Origin of the sequence: Levilinea saccharolytica (genome assembly GCF_001306035.1) — a bacterium.
Classification (GTDB): domain Bacteria; phylum Chloroflexota; class Anaerolineae; order Anaerolineales; family Anaerolineaceae; genus Levilinea; species Levilinea saccharolytica.
In genome coordinates this window covers 14,633-36,042 of sequence record NZ_LGCM01000038.1, presented here as the reverse complement: position 1 = coordinate 36,042, position 21,410 = coordinate 14,633, and the positions used below count along the sequence as shown (strand labels likewise).

The 21,410-nt window shown below is 63.6% G+C and carries 21 protein-coding genes; 10 read left to right on the top strand and 11 right to left on the bottom strand.

Annotated elements, in window-relative coordinates:
• Window positions 1-45: 45 nt before the first annotated feature.
• From ADN01_RS10530 to ADN01_RS10495, 8 genes are all read right to left on the bottom strand, one after another.
• Window positions 46-561 carry a DUF6391 domain-containing protein gene (locus ADN01_RS10530; RefSeq protein ID WP_062419619.1) on the bottom strand — a complete coding sequence of 172 codons (516 nt, stop codon included), beginning with the start codon at window positions 559-561 and terminating at the stop codon, window positions 46-48.
• Between the two features lie 17 nt (window positions 562-578).
• Window positions 579-1,895: a BCD family MFS transporter gene (locus ADN01_RS10525; protein ID WP_236691007.1), complete on the bottom strand. Its 1,317-nt coding sequence runs from the start codon at window positions 1,893-1,895 to the stop codon at window positions 579-581.
• Entirely contained in the window at window positions 1,888-3,309 is a 1,422-nt protein-coding gene (gene radA / locus ADN01_RS10520) for a DNA repair protein RadA (protein WP_062419621.1), read from the bottom strand. The genes ADN01_RS10525 and radA overlap by 8 nt, the downstream gene beginning before the upstream one ends.
• 79 nt (window positions 3,310-3,388) lie before the next feature.
• Complete coding sequence (locus ADN01_RS10515; RefSeq protein WP_062419622.1) at window positions 3,389-5,875, bottom strand: ATP-dependent Clp protease ATP-binding subunit; 2,487 nt, start codon at window positions 5,873-5,875, stop codon at window positions 3,389-3,391.
• 194 nt (window positions 5,876-6,069) lie between these two features.
• Window positions 6,070-7,521 (bottom strand): hypothetical protein, encoded by a 1,452-nt coding sequence (locus ADN01_RS10510; RefSeq protein ID WP_075071122.1) that lies wholly within the window; start codon window positions 7,519-7,521, stop codon window positions 6,070-6,072.
• 10 nt (window positions 7,522-7,531) lie between these two features.
• A complete protein-coding gene (locus tag ADN01_RS10505) occupies window positions 7,532-8,035 on the bottom strand; it encodes a prolyl-tRNA synthetase associated domain-containing protein (RefSeq protein WP_075071121.1) in 504 nt (167 codons plus the stop codon).
• A gap of 10 nt (window positions 8,036-8,045) precedes the next feature.
• Complete coding sequence (locus ADN01_RS10500; protein ID WP_062419624.1) at window positions 8,046-9,095, bottom strand: M42 family metallopeptidase; 1,050 nt, start codon at window positions 9,093-9,095, stop codon at window positions 8,046-8,048.
• 20 nt (window positions 9,096-9,115) lie between these two features.
• Complete coding sequence (locus ADN01_RS10495) at window positions 9,116-9,538, bottom strand: acyl-CoA thioesterase (RefSeq protein WP_062419625.1); 423 nt, start codon at window positions 9,536-9,538, stop codon at window positions 9,116-9,118.
• A gap of 314 nt (window positions 9,539-9,852) precedes the next feature.
• Between ADN01_RS10495 and ADN01_RS10490 the strand changes: the two genes are divergently transcribed.
• The 9 genes from ADN01_RS10490 to ADN01_RS10450 all read left to right on the top strand — a co-directional run bounded on the left by ADN01_RS10490 (window position 9,853) and on the right by ADN01_RS10450 (window position 17,278).
• The gene (locus tag ADN01_RS10490; RefSeq protein WP_062419626.1) at window positions 9,853-10,263 is read left to right on the top strand and encodes an RrF2 family transcriptional regulator; all 411 of its coding nucleotides are present in this window, start codon (window positions 9,853-9,855) and stop codon (window positions 10,261-10,263) included.
• A gap of 38 nt (window positions 10,264-10,301) precedes the next feature.
• A complete protein-coding gene (locus ADN01_RS10485) occupies window positions 10,302-10,562 on the top strand; it encodes a hypothetical protein (protein WP_062419627.1) in 261 nt (86 codons plus the stop codon).
• Window positions 10,563-10,677: 115 nt separating this feature from the next.
• Window positions 10,678-11,304: a hypothetical protein gene (locus ADN01_RS10480; protein ID WP_062419628.1), complete on the top strand. Its 627-nt coding sequence runs from the start codon at window positions 10,678-10,680 to the stop codon at window positions 11,302-11,304.
• Window positions 11,301-12,479, top strand: a complete 1,179-nt coding sequence (locus tag ADN01_RS10475) for an MFS transporter (RefSeq protein ID WP_062419629.1) — start codon at window positions 11,301-11,303, stop codon at window positions 12,477-12,479. The genes ADN01_RS10480 and ADN01_RS10475 overlap by 4 nt, the downstream gene beginning before the upstream one ends.
• A 13-nt stretch (window positions 12,480-12,492) precedes the next feature.
• Window positions 12,493-13,743: an imidazolonepropionase gene (gene hutI, locus ADN01_RS10470; protein ID WP_062419630.1), complete on the top strand. Its 1,251-nt coding sequence runs from the start codon at window positions 12,493-12,495 to the stop codon at window positions 13,741-13,743.
• 9 nt (window positions 13,744-13,752) lie between these two features.
• Window positions 13,753-14,388 (top strand): HD domain-containing protein, encoded by a 636-nt coding sequence (locus tag ADN01_RS10465; protein ID WP_062419631.1) that lies wholly within the window; start codon window positions 13,753-13,755, stop codon window positions 14,386-14,388.
• A gap of 6 nt (window positions 14,389-14,394) precedes the next feature.
• Window positions 14,395-15,696, top strand: coding sequence for a phospholipid carrier-dependent glycosyltransferase (locus tag ADN01_RS10460; RefSeq protein ID WP_062419632.1), 1,302 nt, complete (start codon window positions 14,395-14,397; stop codon window positions 15,694-15,696).
• Between the two features lie 75 nt (window positions 15,697-15,771).
• The gene (locus ADN01_RS10455) at window positions 15,772-16,404 is read left to right on the top strand and encodes a response regulator (protein WP_062419633.1); all 633 of its coding nucleotides are present in this window, start codon (window positions 15,772-15,774) and stop codon (window positions 16,402-16,404) included.
• A gap of 91 nt (window positions 16,405-16,495) precedes the next feature.
• Window positions 16,496-17,278 (top strand): inositol monophosphatase family protein, encoded by a 783-nt coding sequence (locus ADN01_RS10450; protein WP_062419634.1) that lies wholly within the window; start codon window positions 16,496-16,498, stop codon window positions 17,276-17,278.
• A 74-nt stretch (window positions 17,279-17,352) separates the two neighbouring features.
• On the opposite strand, the gene ADN01_RS10445 is transcribed toward ADN01_RS10450, so the two are convergent.
• From ADN01_RS10445 to xpt, 3 genes are read right to left on the bottom strand one after another with little or no spacing between them, the layout of a single operon-like run.
• Window positions 17,353-18,354 (bottom strand): hypothetical protein, encoded by a 1,002-nt coding sequence (locus ADN01_RS10445; RefSeq protein ID WP_075071120.1) that lies wholly within the window; start codon window positions 18,352-18,354, stop codon window positions 17,353-17,355.
• Window positions 18,355-18,412: 58 nt separating this feature from the next.
• On the bottom strand, window positions 18,413-19,966 hold the full coding sequence (gene guaA, locus ADN01_RS10440) for a glutamine-hydrolyzing GMP synthase (protein WP_062419638.1): 1,554 nt from the start codon (window positions 19,964-19,966) through the stop codon (window positions 18,413-18,415).
• A 3-nt stretch (window positions 19,967-19,969) separates the two neighbouring features.
• The gene (gene xpt / locus ADN01_RS10435) at window positions 19,970-20,548 is read right to left on the bottom strand and encodes a xanthine phosphoribosyltransferase (RefSeq protein WP_236691006.1); all 579 of its coding nucleotides are present in this window, start codon (window positions 20,546-20,548) and stop codon (window positions 19,970-19,972) included.
• 192 nt (window positions 20,549-20,740) lie between these two features.
• Here xpt and ADN01_RS10430 point away from each other — a divergent pair, with 192 nt between their 5' ends.
• Entirely contained in the window at window positions 20,741-21,406 is a 666-nt protein-coding gene (locus ADN01_RS10430) for a Maf family protein (RefSeq protein ID WP_075071119.1), read from the top strand.
• Window positions 21,407-21,410: the final 4 nt, after the last annotated feature.

Sequence of the window (21,410 nt, the reverse complement as noted above, 5' to 3'; positions counted from 1 at the left end):
GGGGCGCTCCAAAAAACTGAGGTTTCAGAAATTATACGGCAGAACTCAGCCGCCGCGGGTTTTCACCCGGTGAGTCACCACCTGGCCGCGTACATATTGGTTAATCTCCGTCACCTGCAATCCACCCAGGTCGGCCTCGGTGGTCACGCGCGCCTGAAGCGCCGGGCCCAGGGGCTGGGCAGCGATCAGCGCCAGGGTCGCCAGGGTCACGGCCGTGGGCAAACGGTCCAGCTTGCGCCGGAAACTGCCGTCCGCGCCCAGCATGGCCAGCCAGGCGGCCGCCCCCGCCGCCAGACCCGACACCGCGAAGTTGGTGCCGCAGTGCGGGTGCACGGCCAGGGCGCGCTCCCCACCGCGCAGGCGCTTGAGCGCCTCTTCGATCGCCTCTCCCAGTTCGATCGGGTCGGTGTTCCCCACCACCCAAAACCCGCCGGGGTCCGAATACCCCGCCAGCGACCGGTGAGGGTTCCTGCGGGCTAAGATTTGTAAGGTAGCATGTTCCAGCGCGTGATTGCGCCGGGTGCGCAGCACAGCGCCGCGCTGAAAAATGGCTGAAAACATAGATGCAATCCTTTCGGTTAAGACGCTTCGTTCACCAGGGCGGCGCGCTCGCCGATGCTCAGCTCGGTCTGCTCGCGGAAAAGCTGCACATCCACCCGCCCCAACATCCACCACGAGACCAGCAGCATCAGCCCTTGCAGGCTGAAGACCACCAGATAGCCCGATAGGGCCTGGCCCAAAACCGCCGAAACCACATCCCGCACCACCCCACTCATCAGCGTGCCCACCCCGCGCGCCAGTGCATCCGCCACCCCCCACGCGCCGATGAACAGCCCCACCTGATGGGTGGTCATGTCAAACATCAGCGAGAGATTGGCTACGGTAGACAGGCCGGTGCCAAAGCCCAAGATCACCACCCCGGCGTAAAACACACCGCTCTGATGGATCAGCCCGCTGCCCACAATCAGCGCAAATCCCGCCGCCGCTACCCACGCGCTGATTTTGGCCAGGCGCAGCTTGCCCAGGCGGCGTTCAAAAAAGCCCGCCGCCAGCAGGGCGATCAAAAAGGTGCCGCCCCAGATGGAGGTGATGCGCGTGGTGGCCGAAACCGACAGGCCAAAGGCCTCTCCGCCAAACGGCTCCAAAAGCACATCCTGGCCCAAAATGGCCGCCAGCAGCACAATCAGATAGAAAAAGAAGTGGCGCGCCTGCGGACTGCGCAGCACCCCGCGCAGCAGGCTGTTCCAGCCCGTGCGGCTGGGCGCGGGCCCATCGGAACGCGCCGCCTGGCGCGGCTCCAGACCCACCAGTCCCAGCAGCCCCAGGGCCAGCGCCGTCAACGCCACCCATTCAAAGGCAATTTGCAGCTGCTGGGGAGAATATTCGCGCAGCAGGCGGCTGAGGGTGGCCGCGGTGAGGATGATGCCGGTGATCATCACAAACCACATCACCGAAACCGTGCGCGAACGGCCTTTTTCGCCCGAAAGTTCCGAGGCCAGCGAAAGGTAAGACACCGAGGCCACGTTGAAGCCCATGCCCCAGGCCGCGAACACCCCAAAGCTGAGCACGTATCCCCACCAGCCCCAATCGGCCAGGTGATAGACCGCCTGCGGGGCCAACATCACTCCGCCCGCGCACAGCAGCAGTCCCAGGGCAATGTAGGGCGTGCGCCGCCAGCCCCACAGCGGGTGGCGGTCGGAATAGGAGCCAATCCACACCTGGATGGGCGAAAAGATATACGGGAGCGAGGCCAGGATCGACACCAGCGTAGCCGAGAGGGCCAACTCTTTGATCATCACCCGGTTGAGGGTACTGTTGATCGGCACCAGGGTCATGGCCACGGCCATGTGGATCAGGGCCAATTGAATGCGTGCGCGGATCATCGGCTTACCCACGGGTGTGAGCCCCTTCCTCGGCCACCAGGGCCTGCTGAATGGCATCGCGCAGCGAACGCGCCTCCAAAATTTGCATCCCCTCCGGCAGCGGCTCCGAGCGGCGCACGCGGCGGGGGATGATGGCCGTCTTAAAGCCCAGCTTGGCCGCCTCGCGCAGGCGCTGGTTCATCTGCCCCACCCAGCGCAGCTCGCCCGAAAGGCCCACCTCGCCCAACAGCACCGCGTCTGCCCGCACCGGCTGGTCGCGCAGCGAGGAAAAAATCGCCGCCGCCACCGCCAGGTCTGAGGCCGGTTCGCTGATGCGCAGACCGCCCACCACGTTGACAAACACATCCTGCTCGCCCAGCCGCACCCCCATGCGGCGAGTCAGCACCGCCGTCACCAGCAGCAGGCGGTTCATGTCCATGCCGTTGGGCGTGCGCCGCGGGTTGCCAAAACTGGTGGGGCTGGTGAGGCCTTGAATTTCTACCAGCAGCGGGCGGGTGCCTTCCATCATCACCGTGATGGCCGAGCCCGCCGCCGAAGCCAGCCGCTCGGCCAAAAAAGCCTCCGAAGGGTTGGGCACTTCCACCATGCCGCGCTCCCCCATCTCAAACACGCCCACCTCCGAGGTGGCCCCAAAGCGGTTTTTCACCGAGCGCAGCAGCCGGAAGGACAAAAAGCGGTCGCCTTCCAGGTACAGCACCGTATCCACAATGTGTTCCAACACCCGCGGCCCGGCGATGACGCCCTCTTTGGTCACATGCCCAATCACAAACACGGCCATCCCGCCCGATTTGGCCAATTCCCGCAGGCGCGAAGAGCATTCGCGCACCTGGGTCACCGACCCGGCGCTGGATTCCAGTTCGGGCAGATACACGGTCTGGATCGAATCCACAATCAGCAGGTCCGGCTGCACCGCCGCCGCATGCTGCAAAATCACATCCAGGTTGGTCTCGGTCACCAGGTACAGGTCTTCGGGCAAGGCAGGCTCGCCTTCACCCTCCGGCTGCAGCAGACGCACCGCGCGCATTTTGATCTGCCGCTCCGATTCTTCCCCGGAAACGTAGAGCACCTTGTATTGGCGCGACATCTCCATCGCCACTTGCAGCGTGAGGGTGGACTTGCCAATGCCGGGGTCTCCCCCCACCAGCACGATCGAGCCGGGGACAATGCCGCCGCCCAGCACCCGCGCAAATTCCTGCATCGAGAGCGGCAGGCGGTCTTCGGCGTTGCCCTCAATCTCAGCCAAACGGCGCGGCTGCGAATGGGCGCTGCTCAGGCCGCGCGTGCGGCTGGCCGCGGCGGCGGGCGCTGTGGACACAATTTCTTCGATCATCGTGCCGTAACTGCCGCACGAGGGGCAGCGCCCCATTTCCCGCGGTGAGACCCGCCCGCACTGTTGACACACGTACCGGGTTTGTGTTTTTGCCATGCTCCCCTTCCGCTCTTCTCTCAGGAAAAAAGAACACGGGCTGTCCTTTCCTGCTGGACAGCCCGTGTAAATGTGCTGCTTACGCGCTGGCCAAAGGCTCGGCTTCGGGTTCGCGCTGCAAGACCACCTCGCGGTCTTCGTTCAAATCAATCAAAATCGTGTCGCCCGCCACGAACTCCTTGGCCAGGAGCGCATCCGAAAGGCGGTCTTCCACTTTGTTCTGGATCACACGGCGCAGAGGCCGGGCTCCCATCTCAGGATCGTAGCCTTCATTGGCCAACAGTTCCAAAGCTGCTTCGCTGGCATGCAGGCGGATTTCGTATTCCTCCAGGCGCTGCGCCACCTTGTCCAGCTCCAGCCGCACGATCTGGCGGATGTCGGAGCGGGTGAGCGCGCGGAAGACCACCACCCCATCCAGGCGGTTGATGAACTCCGGCCGGAAGACGCGCTTGAGCGAATCCAGCAGCTTTTTGCGCATGTCGTCGTAGGCCTCTTGCTCCTCCTGGGCCTCATCGCGGATGAAGTTAAAGCCCAGGGAGGACTGGCGTTTGATCATGTCCGCGCCGATATTGGAGGTCATCACGATGATGGCGTTGCGGAAGTCCACCTTGTGGCCCTTGGCGTCAGAGAGATGGCCCTCTTCCATGATCTGAAGCAGCATGTTATGGGCTTCGGGGTGGGCCTTTTCAATCTCGTCGAAGACCACGATGGAATAGGGACGGCGGCGGATGGCCTCGGTCAACTGCCCGGCGTCATCATAGCCCACGTATCCCGGAGGCGCGCCCACCAGACGGCTGACCGTGTGGCGCTCCATGAATTCCGACATATCCAGTTGGATCAGGGCTTCTTCGCTGCCAAACAGGAAGCGCGCCAGAGCCTTGGTCAGTTCGGTCTTGCCCACGCCCGTGGGGCCGAGGAACACAAACGAGCCAATCGGCCGCCGCGGGTCTTTCAACCCGGAACGCGCCCGCCGCACCGCCTTGGAGATGTTGATCACGGCTTCTTCCTGGCCGATGATGTGCTTGCGCAGCTCTTCTTCCATGGTCAGCAGTCGGGCTGATTCTTCCTGCGCCATCTGCATCACCGGCACGCCCGTCCACATGGAGACCACCTCGGCGATGTCGTCCGCAGTGACCACCGGGCTGCTGCTGCGGTCCCAGGCGGTGCGCATCTCGTCCAGTTCCTGGGTCAGTTCCGATTCGCGCTCCTGCAGGGCCAACACTTCGTCCGAGCGGCCGTCTTCCAGCGCCAGGGCGCGGTTTTGGCGCACATTGCGCAGATCGCCCATCAATTTTTTGGTGGCCTGGGCCGCCGGGCTTTTGTACATGCGCACCCGCGAGGAGGCCTCATCCACCAGGTCAATGGCCTTGTCCGGCAGGAAGCGCTCAGTCACATAGCGCGAAGACAACCGCACTGCCGCTTCAATGGCCTCATCCGAGATATTCAGGCGGTGGTGTTCTTCGTAGGCGCTGCGGATGCCGCGCAGAATCTGGATGGTTTCATCCAGGTTGGGTTCGTTGACCACAATCGGCTGGAAGCGGCGTTCCAAAGCCGCGTCGCTTTCAATGTGCTTGCGGTACTCGTCCAGGGTGGTGGCGCCGATGACTTGCAGCTCACCGCGCGAAAGGGCCGGTTTGAGGATATTGGCCGCGTCCACCGAGGAGCCGGCCGCCCCTGCCCCCACCAGCATGTGCACCTCATCAATGAAGAGGATAGCGCCGGTGCTCTTCAGTTCGTCAATCACGCGCTTCAGGCGCTCTTCAAACTGGCCGCGGTACATGGTGCCCGCCACCAGCGACCCCACGTCCAACTGCAAAACGCGCTTGTCCAGCAGCAGGGCCGGCACGTCACCTTCGATGATGCGCTGGGCCAGGCCTTCCACGATGGCCGTTTTGCCCACACCCGGCTCGCCAATCAGGGCCGGGTTGTTCTTGTTGCGCCGCGCCAAAATCTGAATGACGCGCTCAATTTCCATCTGCCGCCCGATGACGGGGTCCAGCTTGCCTTCTTCGGCGCGGCTGGTCAAATCCACCGCCAGCTGATCCACCAGGGGGGTTTTGCTTTCCTTGTCTTTCTCTTTTTCGCCCTTGCCCGCGGGTTTGGCGGGCGCAGCCGGGCCGCCCGCCGGTGAAGTGCTGCTCTCTTGCAGCACGCGGCGGGTTTGGCGGCGAATTTGCTCAGGGGTCACGCCCAGTTTGCGCAGCACCTCAGGGGCGTTGCCCTCGGTGGAACGCACCAGGCCCAGCAGCAGATGCTCGGTGCCGATATAATGGTGGCCCATGCGGCGGGCCTCTTCGATGGCAAATTCCAGCACCTGCTGAACGCCAGCCGTGAGGTCAATCTTACCGGTGACTTCCTGCCCAAAACCGCTGATGCGCTCCACCATTTGTTGAATACGATCCGGCTCCAGGCCCAAATCGCGCAGCACGCGTCCGGCGATCCCGCCGTCTTCCAGGCTCAGGCCGACGAGCAAATGCTCGGTATCAATTGAATTTTGGCGCAGCCGCTCTGCTTCCTGGTGAGCCAGGCTCAGAACACGGCGCGCGCGTTGCGTAAAACGCTCCATACCAGCCACGGTGTCATCCTCCTAATCGTCCCCAATCCGCCGCACACCCTGGCGGTTGGCTCGAACGGGAAGGGAACCAATAAAAGAAACCCTTCCGCGAAACTCTTTTGTTCTTAATGGGGATTCTACCAGAGTTTAGGGGGCTTTGCACTCACCCGAAGGGGCGATTGTATAGGTTTTTGATAAGAGTTTTATTAATTATTCGGAGCTTTTGGGCGCGCTTCGCGCCGCACGAAAAATGCCAATGCCAGCGCCGCCGCGGTGGTGACCGCCAGCCCAGCCAGCAGCAGCCCAGTATAGGGCGGGTCGGCGTGGTTTGCCACGGTCTTAATCGTCACGTCCACCGGTGTGAACGGGAACACCGCTGCGGCCGCCGTCACCCGCCAGGCATACGCCTGCCGCAGCAGATCGGCCCCCAACAGTGCGTTCACCCCCAAAAGCAGCGCCCCCCAACCCGCCCGCTGGCGCCCGTCCAACAGGCGCTGCCAGGCCGCCCCGCCCAAGATGCAGGCCATCGTCACCGGCAGGATCAGCATGCGCGAGGAGACGCGCTCGGCGTTCAGCAGCGGGATGGGCAGCCCCGCGAACGGCTGGTACAGGCTGCCCACCGAGAGCAGCGCCAGCACCCCCAACGGGGCCCACAGGGGCGAGAGCCTGCGCGCGCAAATCTGCTGCCAGGCCCAGGCCGCCAGCCCCGCCCCCACCAGGGCCAGTCCCAGCCAGCCCAGGTACAGGTTAAATTCCCAATACCCCAGCGGCGAGTAGAAATTGGCAAAGGGCAGCGAATCGGCGGGGGCGCGCGGCTGAAGCAAAGAACGCGCCGCCGCGCCCAGCGAGGGATAGCCGCCGTAGAAATCGGTGTCAAAGGTCCCCAGCAGCAAGGTGGGCGGCAGCAGGCGCACCATGCTGAGCAAATTGGCAAACACCAGCGCCCGCAGCACCGCCCAGGCCTTGCGCCAGGCCGCCAGCCCCAGAATGCCCAGGAACATCAGCGCCCACACGTACTGGTGAAACGAGCCTTGCAGGAAGATCAGGAACAGCAGGGCTGCCGTCTGCGCCGCCCAGCGCCAGGTGGTATCCCCCGCCAGCAGGCGCAGAATCAGCAGGGCCAGCCAGGGGAACAAAAAGGTGCCGCCCCAGGTGACGTGCCCCACCCCCAAATGCGCGGCCAGGTGGCCGTTGAAATTCAGCAGTAAAAACAGACTGGTAAACACCCCCAACGAAAGGTGCTCCTGCCGGCGCAAGGCCAGCAGCCCGGCAAAGCCCGCGGCATACAGCAGCAGCCAGTTCACCAGGATGAAGACCCCCAAAGGCATGACCCCCAGTAAAAGCAATTGAGGTGAAAGGATCACGTCCGGCAGAGCGTGAAACCGGTCGGTCAGGCCGCGCAGGGCGCTGCTGTCGGGCATGTGCAGCGGCAGCTGCCCGGTGCGCACGGCGTCCTGCACAAAGGCCAGCCGCGGCAGGTTCACCTCGGCCCAGTCGTGGTATTCCCACGGCCCCGCCCCAAAATTGAGGAAGGCGGCCCAAAAAGCCGCCCCCAGCAGGAACAAAACTGTCAAAAACCCCCAGCGGACGGCGGCGGGCAGGCGCGCTTCGGCGTCTTGACGGAAAAATGCGCTGAAAAAAGCCGCAGCAGCCTTCATCTTGCCTTCCTCATGCCCCGCCCCGCTGCGGCATAGCCACCACCCGCGGGGGGTGTTGGGTCAGCGCAAAAAAGCGCAGTAAATCGGCGCGCGGCAGAACCAGGGTGGCCGTGTTCACCAGGGGATGGCAGAAGAAGGCCTGCCCCTCCCAAATGTCCGCGTCCATCAGCACTTCCACCTGCCCCTGCGTGTCGTGGATGACCGCCAGCAGCGTCACCGCGCCGGGGGTCACGCCCAGGCATTCCCAGAGCTGTTCGGGGCTGGCAAAGTGCAGCTTGCCCACGTCCAGGGTCTGCGCCAGGGCTTTCAAGTCCAGCCGCTTGGCGCAGGCGGTGGTGGCCAGGAAAAAGCGCCCGCCGCCGCTCAGGAACAGGTTCTTGGTGTGAACCCCGGGCTGCGGCGGGTGAAATTGGTCCGCCTCTTCGCAGGTATAGACCGGCGGGTGGGCCGTGTAGCTATAGGACAGGCCCTGAGCCTGCAAATACGCCAAAAGCTCCCCTTCGGACAGCGGCATGTCCGGCCTCTTATTCGGCTAAAAGATAGGCCATCACCCAGCGCGCGGTGGCTTCCAGCGCGTCGGTGTGGGTGCGCTCGTAACCGTGCGAGGCGTCCACCCCGGGGCCGATCAGCGCCACGGCCACATCCCCGCCTGCGCGCCAAAATGCCTCGCCGTCCGAGCCGTAGAAGGGGTACACGTCCACCACGTAGGGGATCTGGTGCTCATCCGCCAGTTGGCGCAGGCGGTTGCTCAAGCCGTGATGATACGGCCCGCCCGAATCTTTGACGCACAGCGAGGTCTGATATTCGTTGGAGGTCTGCCCGTCGCCCACCGCGGCCATGTCCACCGTCAGCAGCTCGGTCACCTCGGCGGGGATGCCCGCCGAAGCCCCGTGGCCGACCTCTTCATAATTGCTGATATGAAGGTAGGTGGTCTGCACCGGTTTCAGCCCCGCGTCCGCCAGGGCCTGCACCGCCGCCACCACACAGGCCACGCAGGCCTTGTCGTCCAGATGGCGCGAGCGCACAAAACCGTTAACCACCTCCACCCGCGGGTCAAAGGCCACAAAATCACCCACCTGAATGCCCAGGGCGCGCGTCTCCTCCGCGTTGGTGGTGCGCGCATCCAGGCGCACTTCCATGTTGGCGTCCTCGCGTTTGGTCTCAGTCACGGCCGCGCGGTACACATGCGCCGAGGCCGTGTTCACCAGCAAACTGCCGCGCACGGTTTTGCCGCTGGCGGTGAAGATGGTGCAGCCTTCATTTTCAACCGTGTTCCAGGCAAAACCGCCGATCTGGGTCAGCTTCAGGCGGCCGTTAGGCTTGATTTCTTTCACCATCCCGCCCAGGGTATCGCAGTGGGCGGTCAGGGCGCGCGGAGCGTCGCTGCGCTGGCCCGGAATCACCGCCACCAGGGCGCCCTTGCGCGTGCGGCGCATGCTGATGCCGGGGACAGCCGCCAGAGCCTGCTCGGTGAAGGCAATACCCGCGTCTGCCATTCCGGTGGGGCTGGGGGTGTTCAGCAGACCGCACAGGAACTCAATCATTTTTTCTGTAGCAAGGTTAGGGAGTGTCATGCCGTCCTCAATGAAAACGATTAGAAGGTGCGCCCCTCATGGGCTGAGATGATCTCGCGCCAGCGGGCGGGCACGGGGATGCTTTGGCGGGAGTGGTAATCATAGGCCACCATCACCGTCTCGGCTCTGGCCAGGGCCTGACCGCTGGCGGCGTCTTCCACCAGGTATTCCAGGGTCATGCTCTTCGAGCCGATGCGCGCCATACGCACCCCCACGCGCACATTTTGCTGAATTTCGATGGGGGCCAGATAGCTGACGTGCAGATCCGCCACAATCACCCCCACTTCGAAATAATTCTTGCCGTCAAACAGGCCCAGAGCCATCAGATACGCAAAGCGCGACTGCTCGATAAAGGTCACGGTGTGGGCATGGTTCACATGCCACTGCGCATCAATATCGCCGTAGCGCACTTGAATGGGGTAAAAGAAGCGGTATTCATCCATGCCGCGATTATACCAGAGGGGCGCTCTGAAATCCCACGGGGTACGCTCTATGCAAGCTGGGATACCAATGGTATTTTTAAGCGCAGTGATTCGAACAGGCGTCTCGATCCCGATGGGCGAAGCGGGCGCCGCCGGGCGCACAAAAGCACTTGGCCGGATTTCCAAAAAGGAAACGCTGCTGCACAGCCGAAAGTTTTATGACGTAATCTGTCATCTTTTGGCATGATATATTACACTTGCCGGAAATTCCGGAATATAATAAACTTAAAATCTAGATAAATAAGACCTGATTTTCTGAATGAAGGATTATTGATATGCAAATCACACGGCAGGCCGATTATGCGTTACGGGCGATGATTTACCTCGCCCAGATGGAACCGAACCGCCGCGCCTCCACCAGCCAGATCGCTGGAGATCAACGGATTCCTCCCTCCTTTCTTGCCAAGATCATCTCCCAACTCTCCATCGCCGGGCTCATTCACACCTCCCGCGGTGCGCGCGGGGGCGTTTCGCTGGCTCGCTCGCCAGAAGAAATTTCCGTTTTGGAAGTGGTGGAAGCCATTGACGGCCCAATTGCGCTGAACGAGTGCACCGACAACCCAGAAAACTGCCCCTTTGGCCCCAGCTGCCTGCTGCGCCCTCTGTGGTGCGACACCCAGGCCGAGCTGGTCAACCGCCTGCGCAGCACCACTTTCGCCCAGATCCTGCCCAAACAGGGCGCCTAAACCGAAATCCGTATTCCAAAAAAAGGGGGGGATAACACATGGTCTCTGGAACACCGGTAGATCGTCAGTGGGTTGTGGTTTTAAAGCACGGCCAAGTGGTGATTGACTGGGGTGACGGCTGTTTTCAGGCGGTGGATGACGGCCTGTTCGTGGCCGTGGACCCGCACGAAATCAGCCACACCATTTCAGAAGCGGAAATCGGCCAATTGCTGACCCTGGGGTGGGTGAACGCCTATGACGGGCGTTATCTATACGTGCCTAACCTGCCCGACCGGCCCCAACCGCCCGATCAAGATTAGGAATTCACTCAGCGCTGCCGCACGGCTGTCTGTTCTGAATAGAACGGGCAGCCCGTTTTTTTCTAGGGTACAATAAGCCCTGACCGTTTCATAAAAAAAACCGCGCGGAGGCAGAGTGTCTGTTCCCCCTTCCCGTTCCACCCGATGGCAATGGCTGGCCCTGGCGTTGACCCTGGGGCTCATCGCCCTCACCGCCTTTTTGGCCCCCGAAGAGCGCTCGCTGGGCGCGAATCTGCGCCTGATCATGGTGCACGGGGCCTGGGTGTGGGTCGGCAAGATCGTCTTTGGGGCCGCAGCCCTGGCAGGGGCGGCGGGGCTGCTGCTGCGCCGTCTGGATGTGCATCGCTGGTCTCAGGCCCTGGCCCACACCGGTCTGACCTTCTGGCTGACCTATTTGCCCATGGCCCTGCTGGTGATGCAGCTCACCTGGGGCGGGCTGTATTTAGATGAACCTCGCTGGCGGGTGCCCTTCACCTTCGGCGTGGTGGGGCTGCTGCTGCAAGTGGGCCTGTGGCTGGCGTCCGTGCCCTGGCTGTCCTCGGCGGCCAACCTGGGCTTCGGCGCGGCCTTGTGGTGGTCGCTGGGCGGCCTGCAAAACATTCTGCACCCCGATGCCCCCATCGCCCAATCCGATTCAACCCGCATTCAATTCTTCTTTATCCTCCTATTGGTTTTCACCCTGGTACTGGCCGTGCAAGTGGCCTTCCTGTGGCGGCGAGCCGCCCGAAAGCGCACCCCATGAAGCCTTCTTCCTTTCGCGTTCAACTGATCCTCTTCACCTTCATCCGCACCCTGCTGAACACCGCCGTGCGCATGATGTACCCTTTCCTGGCCGTGTTTGCGCGCGGCCTGGGCGTCACCGTGGATCAGGTCTCCCTGGCCCTCACCGTGCGCCAGTTTATGGGCATGTTCAATCCCTTCCTCTCCCCCCTGGCCGACCGCTTTGGGCGGCGGGTGGGCATGTTGACCGGCCTGGGCATTTTCGTGGTGGGGGCCGGTATTCTGGTGCTCTTCCCGCGCTATGAGGCCCTCTTCCCTGGGCTCAGCCTGTCGCTGCTGGGCATGTTCCTGGTGATCTCCTCCATGCAGGCCTACATCGGCGATCAGGTCAGCTACGAACAGCGCGGGCGTACCATGGCCGTGGTGGAATTCGGCTGGTCGCTGTCCTTCATCCTGGGCATTCCCGCCGTGGGCTTTCTCATCGCCCGGTACGGCTGGCAATCGCCCTTCCCGGTGCTGGCGGGCCTCGGCCTGGTCGCGCTGATCGCCCTGGCGCGGGTGGTGCCCCAAGACCGCCCCCAGCGCGGCGCCGTCCACAATCCCCTGGCCAATCTGGGCGTGGTGCTGCGCAGCCCGGCGGCGCTGGCGGGGCTGGGCATGGGCCTGTGCTTCACCGCTGCCAACGAGGTGGTCAACCTGATGTTCGGCGTGTGGATGGAAGACACCTTTGGGCTGCAAATCGCCGCCCTCAGCGCCGCCTCGGTGGTCATCGGCCTGTCCGAGCTGGGCGGCGAGGGCATCACCGCCCTGATTGTCGACCGGCTGGGCAAGGCGCGCGCCATCCGCATTGGCCTGGCGGCCAACAGCCTGTTTGCTTTGGCCCTGCCCTGGCTCAGCGGCAGCCTGTGGGGAGCTTTGGCGGGGCTGTTCTTCTTTTACCTCAGCTTCGAATTCACCCTGGTCAGCTCGCTGCCCCTGATGAGCGAGATTCTGCCCTCGGCCCGCGCCACCCTGCTGGGTCTCAATATCGCTATCTTTTCGCTGGGGCGCGCCATCGGCACGCTGATCGCGCCGCAGCTGTACGACTTCGGCTTCTGGAGCAACGGTGCCGCTGCGCTGCTGTTTAACCTGGCCGCTTTTCTGCTGCTGGGCCTGGTGCACGTCGCCAAACAGTCCACCCCATCCGATCCGGCTTGACCTGCGAGGAACCATGCTCATTCACTCCGCTTCTCAACTGCTCACCCTGCCCGGCGGCCCCCAACGCGGCCGCGAATTGGGCCGTTTGGGGATCATTCCCAACGGCGCGGTGCTGGTCCGCGGCGGGAAAATTGCCGCCGTGGGTTCCACCGCCGAACTGCGCGCCGATTTCCCCAATGAGCCGGCCCTGGACGCGGGCGGCAAGGTGGTGATGCCCGGCTTTGTGGACCCCCACACCCATCTGGTATGGGCTGGGGACCGCGCCGCCGAATTTGAAATGCGGCTGGAGGGCAAGACCTATCTGGAAATCATGGCGGCGGGCGGCGGGATCGTCTCCACCGTGCGCGCCACGCGCCAGGCCAGCCTGGAAACGCTCAAAGATCAAACCCGCGCGCGCATGCGCAGCCTGCTGCGCCACGGCACCACCACCGCCGAGGCCAAAACCGGCTACGGCCTGGAAACCCAATCTGAACTGCACCAGATGCAGGTGCTTTTGGAATTGGACGCCGAAGGCGGGCTGGAGCTGGTGCCCACCTTCCTGGGCGCACACGCTATCCCGCAGGAAACCAAAGACAACCCGCAGGCCTTCACCGACCAGGTGGTGAGCGAAATGCTGCCCGCCCTGCACGCCTGGTGGCAGGCCCACGGCGGCCAGCGCCCCCTGCCCTATGTGGACGTGTTCTGCGAGACCGGCGCCTTCAGCCTGGAGCAGTCGCGCCAAATCCTCACCGCGGCCAAAGCCCTGGGCTTCCCGCTCAAGATCCACGCGGATGAATTTGACAACCTGGGCGGGGCCAGTCTGGCGGCCGAGCTGGGGGCCGCTTCGGCCGATCACCTGGTGAAGACCTCCGCCGCCGATATCGCCGCCCTGGCGCGTTCCAACACCGTGGCCGTGGCCTTGCCCTGCACGCCTTTCGGCCTGGCCGACCCCCACTACACCCCCGCACGCGCCATCCTGGAAGCCGACGGCCTGCTGGCGGTGGCCTCCGATATCAACCCCGGCACGGCCTGGTGCGAGAGCATGCAGTTCGTCATCGCCCTGGCCTGCCGTTACCTGCGCCTGACCCCCGCTCAGGCCGTGGCCGCCGCCACCATCAACGCCGCCGCTGCCGTGGGCCGCGCCGAGCGCGTGGGTTCGCTGGAGCTGGGCAAACAGGCCGATCTGCTGATTCTGTCGGTGGATGACTACCGCCACCTGGGCTACCGCTTCGGTACCAATCTGGTGCAAACCGTGATCAAGCGCGGACAGATCCTGCCCGCATAGGAGGGCCGCATGCCCAGCATAGAACAGGCGCGTGAATGGTATCAGAGCGCTGACGCCGTCCACGACTTTGAACACGTCCTGCGCGTGTACACCCTTTCCGAACGGCTGGCCCACCTGGAAGGCGCGGATGTGGACATCGTCCATGCCGCCGCCCTGCTGCACGATTCCCGCGGGGCCTCACCCAACGGCAGCGGACGGCAGGAACATCATCTGGCCTCGGCTGAATTTGCTGCCGAAGTGCTGGCCGCGGAGGGCTGGCCTGCCGAGCGCATCGCCGCCGTGCAGCACTGCATCCGCGCCCACCGCTACCGCGACGACCGCGAACCGCCCCAAAGCATCGAAGCCAAGGTGATTTTTGACGCCGACAAGTTGGACGTGCTGGGCGCCATCGGCGTGGCCCGCACCATCGGCTTTGCCGTGCTGGCCGGTCAGCCCATCTACGCGCAGCCCTCCGAGCAGTTTTTACAGACCGGCGAAAAGCTCCCCGGCGAAGCACACAGCTCCTACCATGAATACCTGTTCAAGCTGCGCAATGTGGAAAGCCGCCTGTTCACCCCCAGCGCGCGGGCCCTGGCCCAGGCGCGCACCGCCTACATGGACGGATATTACCGTCAGTTGGCCGCCGAAATGCGCGGGGAGTGCTGAGCCGTCATGGGGGATCGAATCCGCGGTGTGCTCACCCGAAAACCCGGCGCGCTGGAGCTGTGCCTGGTCACGCTTCTGGCGGCGGCGGTGTTCTTTTTCCACCTGCCGCACATCCTGCACACCCCCGATGAAAGCGATTGGATCGCCACCAGCCAGTTTTACGAAGCCTTCATTCAAGGTGAATTCCCGCCGGAAGCCTGGCACGCGGTTTGGGGCTGGCAGGAAACCTATTGGACCCTCACTCAACCCCCCGCTGCCCGCTATCTCATCGCCATCGGCCGCCGCGCTGGCGGTTACGCTGTGCGCGACCTGAACACACCCTGGAACTGGGCTTTAGACGTGCAGGGCAATATCGAGGCGGGCAAAATGCCCACCCCGCGGCTGTTGTTTTGGTCGCGCCTGCCGATGGTGCTGCTGACGGCCTTCAGCGTGGGGCTGCTCTTCGCCCTGGCCGGCGCGCTCAGCGGACGGCTGGGGGCCTACGCCCTGGCTGGCCTATTGCTGACCAGCACCTACCTGCGCGAGACCACCCTGCGCGCCCTGGGGGAAGCCCCCCTGCTCTTCTTTGTGCTGGCCTGCGCCGTGCTCACCATCGCGGGGCTGCAAAGCTGGCTGCGGGCCGCGCAAGCGGAGAACGCCCCCCTGCGGCGCGCCTATCTGTGGTTCGCCCTGGCCGGCATCGCCGCCGGTCTGGCGGCCGCCAGCAAACTCAACGGCCTGCTGGCCGCGGGGGGCGCAGCCGCCGCGGCGCTGTGGGCGGCCCTCTTCTGGCGCGGCTCCATTTCCCCCGCCCGCGCGCGCACCTTCGCCCTGCGGGTTATCCCCCTGGTAAGCCTGCTGGCCATGGGCACCCTCATCGCCGTGTATCCCTTGCTGCACAGCGACCCTCTCACCCGCCTGGGGCGCATGTACAAATTCCGGTTGCAGGAAATGCAGGTGCAGACCGAAGGTTTCCCCCAGGACACCCTCACCTCCCCCCTGGAGCAAATCGGCGCGGCAGCCGTGCATGTCTTTTCCAGCGATGCCGCTTTCCGCTTCCCTGGGGCGGTGCTGCTGAACGGCGCGCTCACCGCCGTGGGGGCTGCCGTGCTGCTGCGCGGGCTTTTCGGCCGCAAAGCCGGTGAAAGCGCCGCGGCCCTGGCCGTGCGCCTGGGTCTGCTGGGGGTACTGGGCCCGCTGGTGGCGGCGGCCTGCTTCAGCCCGCTGAACTGGGGGCGCTATTACCTCTTTCCGGTGCTGCTGGGGCTGATGTGCACCGCGCTGGGCCTCCACCATTTGCTGGAATGGGCGGCGGCGCGTGCGCGTTGAATTGTTGAGGAACTGTAAGCTAATTTGCGTTTCTCGGTCTTGCCTTTCCTCCCCTTCCCTCGTAAAATCTAAAACATGAGCATCCCCTACGGCCCCATCTTAATTGTAGAAGACGTTCCCAACGTTCAGGAACTTCTGGAAGTCACCCTGCGTTTCAAGGGCTATCCGGTGATCACCGCCAACAACGGGCAGGAAGCCCTGGAAAAAATCGCCCATGAGCGCCCGGCCCTGATCATCACGGATATCCTCATGCCGAAGATGGACGGGTATGCCCTGGCGCACAACCTGCGCAAGAATCCGCTCACCAGCGCCATCCCGCTCATCTTTGTCTCGGCCACCTACATCACCGCCGAAGATAAGCGCTTTGCGCTCAGCCTGGGGGGCGTGCGCTTCATCGAAAAGCCCATTGACACCGAAGATTTCCTGCTGACCGTGGCCGAAATTTTGACCCAGGGGGTGCCCACCCTGCCCCAGCCGCTGGAAGACGAGGATTTTTACCGCGGCTACCGCGAACGGCTGGAAGGCAAGCTGCGCTACAAGCACACCCAGATCGCCCGTACCGAGCGACTGCTGCAAACCTTGCCCCCGGATCAAAAACCGGCCTTCGAGACGCTGCTGCAGCACGCCATCAACGACCGCGAGGAAATTCAGCGCGAGCTTAATGAGCTGACCCTCTTTATGGAAAAATTTGAGAAGGGCGAAGAGTAAGTCCCACCCCCCTACCCCCCAGCAAACCCATACGCAGGCTGTTGGCCCGCCAACAGCCTGACTTTTTACCCAAACCCGGAGTGAACCCCCCATGCAACCCCAATTGACAGACCTGATCCGCATCGCCCGCCAGGCCGGAGAGATTCAGCGCGCCGGTTTTGGCCAAGCCCACCAGGTGGGCCACAAAGGCCCCGTGGATCTGGTCACCGAAATTGACCACCGCTGCGAAGCCCACATCCTCAACGCCATCCAAAGCCAGTTCCCCGGCCACCACATTGTGGCCGAAGAAAGCGGCCAGATCAACGGCGGCAGTCCGCATACCTGGTATGTGGACCCCCTGGACGGAACCGTCAACTACGCCCATTCCGTGCCGCTGTTTTCCGTGTCCATCGCCTACGCCGAGGGCGGCCAGACCCAACTGGGGGTGGTGTATGACCCCATGCGCGACGAGTGTTTCAGCGCCCAGCGCGGGCGCGGCGCCTGGCTCAACGACCAGCCTATCCGCGTTTCCAGCGCAGATCAACTGATTGACGCCCTGCTGGTCACCGGTTTCCCTTACGAACTGGAGCAGCGCCAGCTGAATCTGGAACTGTTCGCGGATTTCTCGCTGCAGTGTCAGGGTGTGCGCCGCCTGGGTTCGGCGGCTTTAGACCTGTGCTACGTGGCCTCGGGACGCCTGGACGGCTATTGGGAGCTTTCGCTCAAGGCCTGGGATGTGGCCGCGGGCGCGCTGATTGTGCAGGAGGCTGGGGGCCTCTTGACCGCGCCGGACGGGCAGACGGATTTCTTCCGGCCGCCCTTCGCCCTGCTCACCGCCAACCCGCAGCTCTACCCGCTGATGCTGAAGGTGCTGCGCCAGCACATGCCCGCCTGAGGCTGTAAACAACACAAAAGGGCTGCCCTCGTAAAGGCAGCCCTTCTTTTTTATGGATGACAAAATGGAGAGGATTAGCTCTGCGGCTCCACCACCTCAGGCATCAGCGGTTCCACCGGGTCCGGCCGCGCGGCCGCTTCAGCGTCGCCAAATTCCCGCCCCGTCAGCCGCCGGAAGGTGATCACCCAGGCGCTGGACAGGTAGGCTTGCAGCACGCCGCTCAGTACCCAGGCCAACGGCAGGTACAGGGCCAGGAAGACGACCGAGACGATAAAACCGGTGCGCATGGCTTCAAAGGTGCCCGCGATCAGCCCGCCAAAGATGGGGATGAGGATCAGCAGGGCCGGCAGGCCGATGACCAGCGAAATCAGGCCGCCGCCAATCCACAGGATCAGACCCATCACCAGCATGGCGGTCACGTTGCTGCGGATCACCGCGAAGCCGCGCTTCAGGCTGTCAATGACGCCCAGATTCTCGCCCACCAAAGCCGCCATGCTCTGCTCAACCCACACGCCGATCAGCAGGGAAATGGGGATCAAGAGGCACAAGAGCGGCAGCAGGCACAACAGGCCGATGCCCAACGTGGCCACCGCGATTGCGATCATGGGCAAGGCGATCACCAGTCCCAGAACAATGCCGCCAGCCGCCAGCAAAAGGTTCAGCAAAACCACCCGCCAGAAGTAGGGTTTCAGCTCAGCCCACACTGTGCGCAGGTTCAGCTGCGGACGGCCTTCATCTGCCAACCAGGCCCCGCGCATCAGGCCGGTTTTGCCCAGACTGGAAACGAAGAAGACCACCACCACCAGGATCAGCGTGACGCAAATGAGGACGAAAGGCAGCCACACCGGCATGTTTTCGAAGAAATTTTCCATCTGGCCGAAAAATTGCTGCATTTCAGGAGGCAGGTTCATTCCACTGCCGTTGTTGGGGGAATAACTGCCGCCCCCACCGCCCCCACCGCCGCCTCCGCCCCCACCGCCGCCGCTGCCGCAGCTGGCCAGGAAACCGAACAGCCATAAGATCTTATTTTTCCAGATCACTTTCCAAGCGCGTTGTAACACTTCACCGTAGTTCATAGGAACCTCCTGGAACTATATACGTGAAGGGCGCAAAAAAGTTGCGTGCGGGCTGTGCTCATTCCCATTCGATCGTGGCGGGGGGCTTGCTGGTCACGTCGTACACCACGCGGTTCACGCCCTTGACCTCATTCACAATCCGGCTGGAGACGCGCGCCAGCAGCTCATACGGCAGCCGCGCCCAATCGGCGGTCATAAAATCTTCGGTGGTCACCGCCCGCAGCGCCGCGGTCTCGTGATAGGTGCGTTGATCGCCCATCACGCCCACCGAATACACCGGCAGCAGCACGGCAAAGGCCTGGGCGATCCCACCGGCTTCGCGCTCTTTTTGGTTCAGCATGCCCGCCCGTCCCAGCTCATCGGTGAACACTGCGTCCGCCTGGCGCAAAATCTCCAATCGCTCGGCGGTGACTTCACCCAGGCAGCGCACGGCCAGCCCCGGCCCAGGGAAGGGCTGCCGCCAGATCAGCCCGGCGGGCAAACCCAGAGCCTGCCCCACGGCGCGCACTTCATCTTTAAACAGGTAGCGCAGCGGCTCAATCAGGCGGAAGGTCAGGCCCTCCGGCAGGCCGCCCACGTTGTGATGGGTTTTGATGCGCGCGGCCTTGTTGCGGTCGGGCGCGCTGGATTCCACCACGTCGGGGTAAATGGTGCCCTGCACCAGGAAGGGAACTTCGCCCAGCTTGCGCGCCTCGTGCTCAAACACGCGGATGAAGGTCTCGCCGATGATGCGGCGTTTGGCCTCCGGCTCGGTCACCCCGCGCAAGGCCCGCAAGAAGGTGTCGGCCGCGTCCACCACCACCAGCCGCGGCCCCAGCGTGCCTTCAAAGGCCGCCCGCACCTGCTCCCGCTCCCCCATGCGCAGCAGGCCGTTATCCACAAACACGGCGGTTAACTGCTCGCCCACGGCGCGGTGGGCTAAAGCCGTGGCCACGCTGGAATCCACGCCGCCGGAGACGGCCGTCAGCACCCGCTGGCCGCCCGCCTGGGTGCGAACACGTTCCACCGCCTGGGTGATGATCGATTCGGGCGTCCAATCCGGTTGGGCGCCACAGATGCCGACCACAAAATTGCGCAGAACTTCCAGGCCGCCGGGGGTGTGGTGCACCTCAGGGTGGAACTGCACCCCGTAGCGGCGCGCGGCTACATCGCCCATGGCCGCCGCGGGGGAATTGGGGCTGGCCGCCAGAATCTGAAAGCCCGCCGGGGCCGATTCAATGCGGTCGCCGTGCGACATCCACACCCGTTGGCGGCCAGAGGGCAGCAGCGGGTTAGGCAGCACGGTTTCAATCTCGGCCGGGCCGTATTCGCGCTCCTGCGAAGCCGCCACCCGCCCGCCCAGGGCATGGGTCAGGGTCTGCATACCGTAGCAAATGCCCAGCACCGGCAGGCCCGATTCCAGGATAAAGTTTGGAATGGCCGGCGCGCCCGCGTCGTAGACTGAATTCGGCCCGCCGGAGAGGATGTAGCCTTTCGGCTGGATGGCGTCCATCTGTGCCTGGGGCGCATCCCAGGGGAAAAGTTCGCAGTACACGTGCAGCTCGCGCACGCGGCGTGCGATCAGTTGGGCGTATTGCGAACCAAAATCGAGAATGGCAATCGCGTCGGGCATGGTTCAGTCATCCAGGAAAGTGATTTGCTGATTGTCCATGTTGGTGATGGTGACCAGCGAGACCACCGGCACCCCCAGCGGGGCCAACAGTTCGCGCCCGCCCTCAAAGGATTTTTCCACCAGGGTGCCGATACCCACCAGGTCGGCTCCCGCCGCCTGAACCAGCCGCACCAGGCCCTGAATGGTCGAGCCAGAGGCCAAAAAATCGTCAATGATGAGCACTTTTTCGCCCCGCGGCAGGTATTCCGGCGAAACGATCAATTCCACCATGTGACCTTTGGTATGCGAAGGCGCCACCGTCAGATACACTGTGTTGGGCATGGTGATGGGTTTGGATTTGCGCGCGTACACCACCGGCAGGTTCAGGTAGCGGGCTGCCATCACCGCCGGGGCAATCCCGCTGATCTCGGCGGTCAAAACGCGGGTCGCGCCCACCCCCGCGAAAAGCCGCGCAAATTCCTGCCCGCAGGCGTCCATCAACACCGGGTCCACTTGATGATTGATGAAACCGTCCACCTTGAGGATCCCACCCCCCAGGTTCTTGCCGTCGCGCAAAATCCGGTCTTTCAAGAGCTGCATCATCCTACTGGTCCTCCGCATGAATTGAGTTGTGTAGACATTTTACCGCTCGACAGCCTTTTGTGCCAAACCAAAAACCAACCTCGTCCGAACCATTGTGCCTGACCGCGCAGCCAAAGGTCCCCCACCCACCTGAAAAGCAAATCGCTTCCGCAGCGTCCGGAGGGCTTGCGGTTCTGTGTTAGAATCGGGAGGATGAATTCCGTTTTCTCTCTCACCCTGGCGTCCAATTCCCCTCGACGCCGCCAGATGCTGGCCTGGACCGGCTGGGAATTTCAGACCGCCCCCGCGGATATTGATGAAAGCCCGCGCCCAGGCGAAACCCCGGCCGAGTACGTGCGCCGCCTGGCCCGCGAAAAAGCCCTGGCCTCCGCCCAAACCCAGCCCGCCCATGTGCTCATCCTGGCCTCGGATACCACCGTGGCAGACGGCAGCCAGCTGCTGGGCAAGCCTGCGGATGCTGAGGACGCCCGCCGCATGCTGCGCCAGCTGCGCGGCCGCACCCACCAGGTCTACACCGCCCTGGCGGTGCGCCCCCCCCACAGCGGCGAGCTGCTGGAAGATCTGTGCTGCACGGATGTGCCCATGCGCGAATACACCGAAGCCGAGATCGAAGCCTACCTCGCCACCGGCGACCCGTTTGACAAAGCCGGCGCGTACGCCATCCAACATCCCGGCTTTCGGCCGGTTGAAACCCTGCAAGGGTGCTATGCCAGTGTGATGGGCCTGCCCCTCTGCCATCTGGTGCGCACTCTGCGCCGATTAAATCTTGAACCCCTGGCCGCCATTCCCCCGGTCTGCATGTCTAACCTGGGTTACACCTGCCCGGTGTGGCAGTCTGTCCTGGCTGGCAAAATGTGAGGTT

Excerpts from the sequence above, each read along its gene's own strand:
- ADN01_RS10530 (WP_062419619.1), bottom strand. The coding sequence starts at position 561 with ATGTTTTCAGCCATTTTTCAGCGCGGCGCTGTGCTGCGCACCCGGCGC.
- radA (WP_062419621.1), bottom strand. The coding sequence starts at position 3,309 with ATGGCAAAAACACAAACCCGGTACGTGTGTCAACAGTGCGGGCGGGTC.
- ADN01_RS10515 (WP_062419622.1), bottom strand. The coding sequence starts at position 5,875 with ATGGAGCGTTTTACGCAACGCGCGCGCCGTGTTCTGAGCCTGGCTCAC.
- ADN01_RS10510 (WP_075071122.1), bottom strand. The coding sequence starts at position 7,521 with ATGAAGGCTGCTGCGGCTTTTTTCAGCGCATTTTTCCGTCAAGACGCC.
- ADN01_RS10505 (WP_075071121.1), bottom strand. The coding sequence starts at position 8,035 with ATGCCGCTGTCCGAAGGGGAGCTTTTGGCGTATTTGCAGGCTCAGGGC.
- ADN01_RS10500 (WP_062419624.1), bottom strand. The coding sequence starts at position 9,095 with ATGACACTCCCTAACCTTGCTACAGAAAAAATGATTGAGTTCCTGTGC.
- ADN01_RS10495 (WP_062419625.1), bottom strand. The coding sequence starts at position 9,538 with ATGGATGAATACCGCTTCTTTTACCCCATTCAAGTGCGCTACGGCGAT.
- ADN01_RS10490 (WP_062419626.1), top strand. The coding sequence starts at position 9,853 with ATGCAAATCACACGGCAGGCCGATTATGCGTTACGGGCGATGATTTAC.
- ADN01_RS10485 (WP_062419627.1), top strand. The coding sequence starts at position 10,302 with ATGGTCTCTGGAACACCGGTAGATCGTCAGTGGGTTGTGGTTTTAAAG.
- ADN01_RS10475 (WP_062419629.1), top strand. The coding sequence starts at position 11,301 with ATGAAGCCTTCTTCCTTTCGCGTTCAACTGATCCTCTTCACCTTCATC.
- hutI (WP_062419630.1), top strand. The coding sequence starts at position 12,493 with ATGCTCATTCACTCCGCTTCTCAACTGCTCACCCTGCCCGGCGGCCCC.
- ADN01_RS10465 (WP_062419631.1), top strand. The coding sequence starts at position 13,753 with ATGCCCAGCATAGAACAGGCGCGTGAATGGTATCAGAGCGCTGACGCC.
- ADN01_RS10460 (WP_062419632.1), top strand. The coding sequence starts at position 14,395 with ATGGGGGATCGAATCCGCGGTGTGCTCACCCGAAAACCCGGCGCGCTG.
- ADN01_RS10455 (WP_062419633.1), top strand. The coding sequence starts at position 15,772 with ATGAGCATCCCCTACGGCCCCATCTTAATTGTAGAAGACGTTCCCAAC.
- ADN01_RS10450 (WP_062419634.1), top strand. The coding sequence starts at position 16,496 with ATGCAACCCCAATTGACAGACCTGATCCGCATCGCCCGCCAGGCCGGA.
- ADN01_RS10445 (WP_075071120.1), bottom strand. The coding sequence starts at position 18,354 with ATGAACTACGGTGAAGTGTTACAACGCGCTTGGAAAGTGATCTGGAAA.
- guaA (WP_062419638.1), bottom strand. The coding sequence starts at position 19,966 with ATGCCCGACGCGATTGCCATTCTCGATTTTGGTTCGCAATACGCCCAA.
- xpt (WP_236691006.1), bottom strand. The coding sequence starts at position 20,548 with ATGATGCAGCTCTTGAAAGACCGGATTTTGCGCGACGGCAAGAACCTG.
- ADN01_RS10430 (WP_075071119.1), top strand. The coding sequence starts at position 20,741 with ATGAATTCCGTTTTCTCTCTCACCCTGGCGTCCAATTCCCCTCGACGC.